At 64.5% G+C, this 2,843-nt stretch carries 3 protein-coding genes; 2 read left to right on the forward strand and 1 reads right to left on the reverse strand.

Annotated elements, in window-relative coordinates:
• Window positions 1–1,044 (reverse strand): PA14 domain-containing protein (locus ACE3UY_RS13465; RefSeq protein ID WP_374688025.1); only part of this gene is annotated, 1,044 nt, incomplete at its 3' end.
• Between the two features lie 179 nt (window positions 1,045–1,223).
• On the opposite strand from ACE3UY_RS13465, the gene ACE3UY_RS13470 reads away from it, so the two are divergent.
• Window positions 1,224–1,946 carry a Crp/Fnr family transcriptional regulator gene (locus ACE3UY_RS13470; RefSeq protein ID WP_374688026.1) on the forward strand — a complete coding sequence of 241 codons (723 nt, stop codon included), beginning with the start codon at window positions 1,224–1,226 and terminating at the stop codon, window positions 1,944–1,946.
• 199 nt (window positions 1,947–2,145) lie between these two features.
• A partial coding sequence (locus ACE3UY_RS13475; RefSeq protein ID WP_374688027.1) for a Vmc-like lipoprotein signal peptide domain-containing protein occupies window positions 2,146–2,843 on the forward strand: 698 nt, incomplete at its 3' end.

A 2,843-nucleotide genomic window follows, 5' to 3' on the forward strand; every position in this document is an offset into this window, starting at 1 on the left:
GTTGCGGAAGCCGGTCAGGGGCACGATGGTGCACGGCGCGAGCCGGGTGACGATCGCGCTGTCAGTGCCGGGGAGGGCGCGCACATTCAACTGCGCGGTCGACGTCACCATCGCCTGCATGCCCGTCGGCGCGACGCCGCAGTTGCCGGCCGTCGGTGGGGTCACGCCCCCGCCTCCGCCCAGCGGGATGAGGTCAACGCGGATGCTGGCCGGGCCGAAGCTGTCGTAGAATTCGACCCGTACGCTGAGATCGTTGCCGCTGTTCCAGAAGTTCAGCGCCGACTCGGTCGTAGTCTGGTCGCGCCAGTTGTCGATGACCAACTGGTTGTTGATCCACAACCGCGAGCCGTCGTCGCTGGTCAGAATGATGTTGTAGAAGCCGGGCGCGCCCCGGACGACGCGCGTCCAGCGGGCCGACCAGAAGTCTTCATTGACGCCGGGGCCAGGCGAGCCGGCCCAGGACTGGTTCAGGTAGCGGTCGTCGCGGACGAGGACGGGCGCGCCGACCAGGTTGGGCGTGTTGAAGTATTCAGCGCGCCAGTTGGGGAAGATGGGGCCGGCGTTGTTCGAGCCGATCAACTCCCAGCGGAAGCGGGCCACGGCCATGCCGCCCGCCTCGAAAAACTCGACCCGCAGGTTATGGACGCCGGCGGGCACGAAGCGGTCGACGGTCATCGTGTGTTCCTGGCTGTCGCGCCAGCCGTCAATGATCAACTCATTGTTGAGCCAGACGCGCATGCCGTCGTCCATCGTGGCGAAGAAACGGTAATTGCCGGCGTCGAACTGGACGCGCCGCGTCCAGCGGGCCGAGAAGTTATCGTTGTCGATGGCGCGATCGGGGGAGCCGCCCATCCAGTCGAAGTCGATGCTGTTTTCCCAACGGGTGAGCGCGGGCTCGCCGGAGAGGTTGCGGTTGTTCCAGAAGAGGCCCAACCATTGGGCGTCCTGGGCCTGAGCGGGTTGGCCGCCGATGGCCAACAACAGGATGACGGCCAGGACCAGGCCGGCCATCCACCAAGGGGAACGACGTGCGGTGAACTGCATAGTGAGCTACTCCTTGCTACGATGTGACGGATATGGACAGCAAACGACCGCGCGTGACGCGCAATCCCTGACTAGATATTAGTATGATGGTGGGGGCGTGTCAAGCTTGGCGTCTTAAGTGCGATCCACTTTTGGAAGTGGGTTGCACTTGTGGCTGCCTACCTGTCAGGTCTCTCATCATGTGCTATCATCGGCCCATGCTCGCGGCCGACTACTGCCCCGTCATCACCCGCTGCGCCCTCTTTCAGGACCTGTCCCCGGCTGAGTGCGGTCAGATCGTCGGCGCGGGACACGTCTACGACTTCGCCCAGGGTAGCTACTTCTTCCGCCAGGGCGAGGACTCCACCATGCTCTACGTGCTGACCGTCGGCCGGGCCAAGCTGTCGCAGGTGACGCCCGACGGCCAACAGGTCATCGTCGCCTACTTCGGCCCCGGCGAGGGGTTGGGCATTGTCATGGCCCTCAATGACGTGCCCTATCCCCTGTCGGCCGAGGCCATCGAACCGTGTGTGGCCGTCGGCTGGAGCCGCGAGACGATGCACAGCCTGATGCGCGAGCACCCACAACTGGCCCTGAACGGCATGCGCATGGTCGGCCAGCGTTTCGCGGCCATGCAGCACCGCTTCCAGGAGCTGGCGACGCAGCGGGTGGAGCAGCGCGTGGCGCGGGCGCTGCTGCGGCTGGTGCGCCAGTTCGGCCGGCGCGTCGAGGAAGGGGTGCTCATCGACATGCCCCTCAGCCGCGAAGACCTGGCCCAGATGACCGGCACGAACCTCTACAATGTCAGCCGCATCCTGAGCAAGTGGGAGCAGGCCGGCTGGATCGCCACCGGCCGCCGGCAGATCACTCTCAAGCAGGCGCACAAGTTGGTGGCGTTGGGCGAAGACCTGCCCATGCCGTAACGCGGCCCACGTGGCACGGAATTCTTATCCCGTGTCTTCGCACGTTTGCCTTGCACCCACGGGTTAAGAAACCCGCGCCACACTTGTTGCGCTCGTTGCGTTTTTGCAACGATCCGCCCTTGCATTCCCCGTATCCTATACCTACTGTGGCTCAATCTATTCCGGCGCCGATTCAGCGCCGGCCAGGGAGATACGAGGAATGAAGCTTACCCGCACATCGAACAGACCGTTCCTATTTCTATTGGTGCTCCTGATTCTGGGGTTGGTGGCCGTGCTGGCCGTCGCCTGCCAGAACCAGGCGGAGCAAGCGGGCGCGCCGGCTCAACAAGAAGTGGCCGGGGCGACCGAGGACATCAACGCCATCGCCGAGGCGCGCGGCCTGACCCCGCAGGACATCGCCAACGCCGTCAAGACCTACACCCCCAGCGGCATGCACGACGAGTACTATGAGTTCGCGTCGGGCGGCCAGTCGGGCCAGGTCTACGTCATCGGCTTGCCCTCCATGCGCATCCTGAAGCAGATCGCCGTCTTTACCCCCGAGCCGTGGCAGGGCTTCGGCTATGGGGAGTTGGGCACGATGGACGTGCTGGCGCAGGGCGGCCTGACGCCTGACGGCCAGCCCCTGACCTGGGCCGACACCCATCATCCGGCGCTCAGCGAGACGGATGGCGACTACGACGGCGATTGGCTGTTCATCAACGACAAGGCCAACGCCCGCGTGGCCGTCATTGACCTGCGCGACTTCGACGTCAAGCAGATCGTCAAGAACCCCATCACCCTCAGCGACCACGGCGGCACGTTCGTGACGCCCGACACCGACTACATCGTCGAAGGCGGCCAGTACGCCATGCCCCTGGGCTTCGAATATAGCTCCATCGAGAACTATGAAGAAGACTA

The organism is Promineifilum sp. (SeqCode) (assembly GCF_041918635.1).
Classification (GTDB): Bacteria; Chloroflexota; Anaerolineae; order Promineifilales; family Promineifilaceae; genus Promineifilum.

Excerpts from the sequence above, each read along its gene's own strand:
- ACE3UY_RS13470 (WP_374688026.1), top strand. The coding sequence starts at position 1,224 with ATGTGCTATCATCGGCCCATGCTCGCGGCCGACTACTGCCCCGTCATC.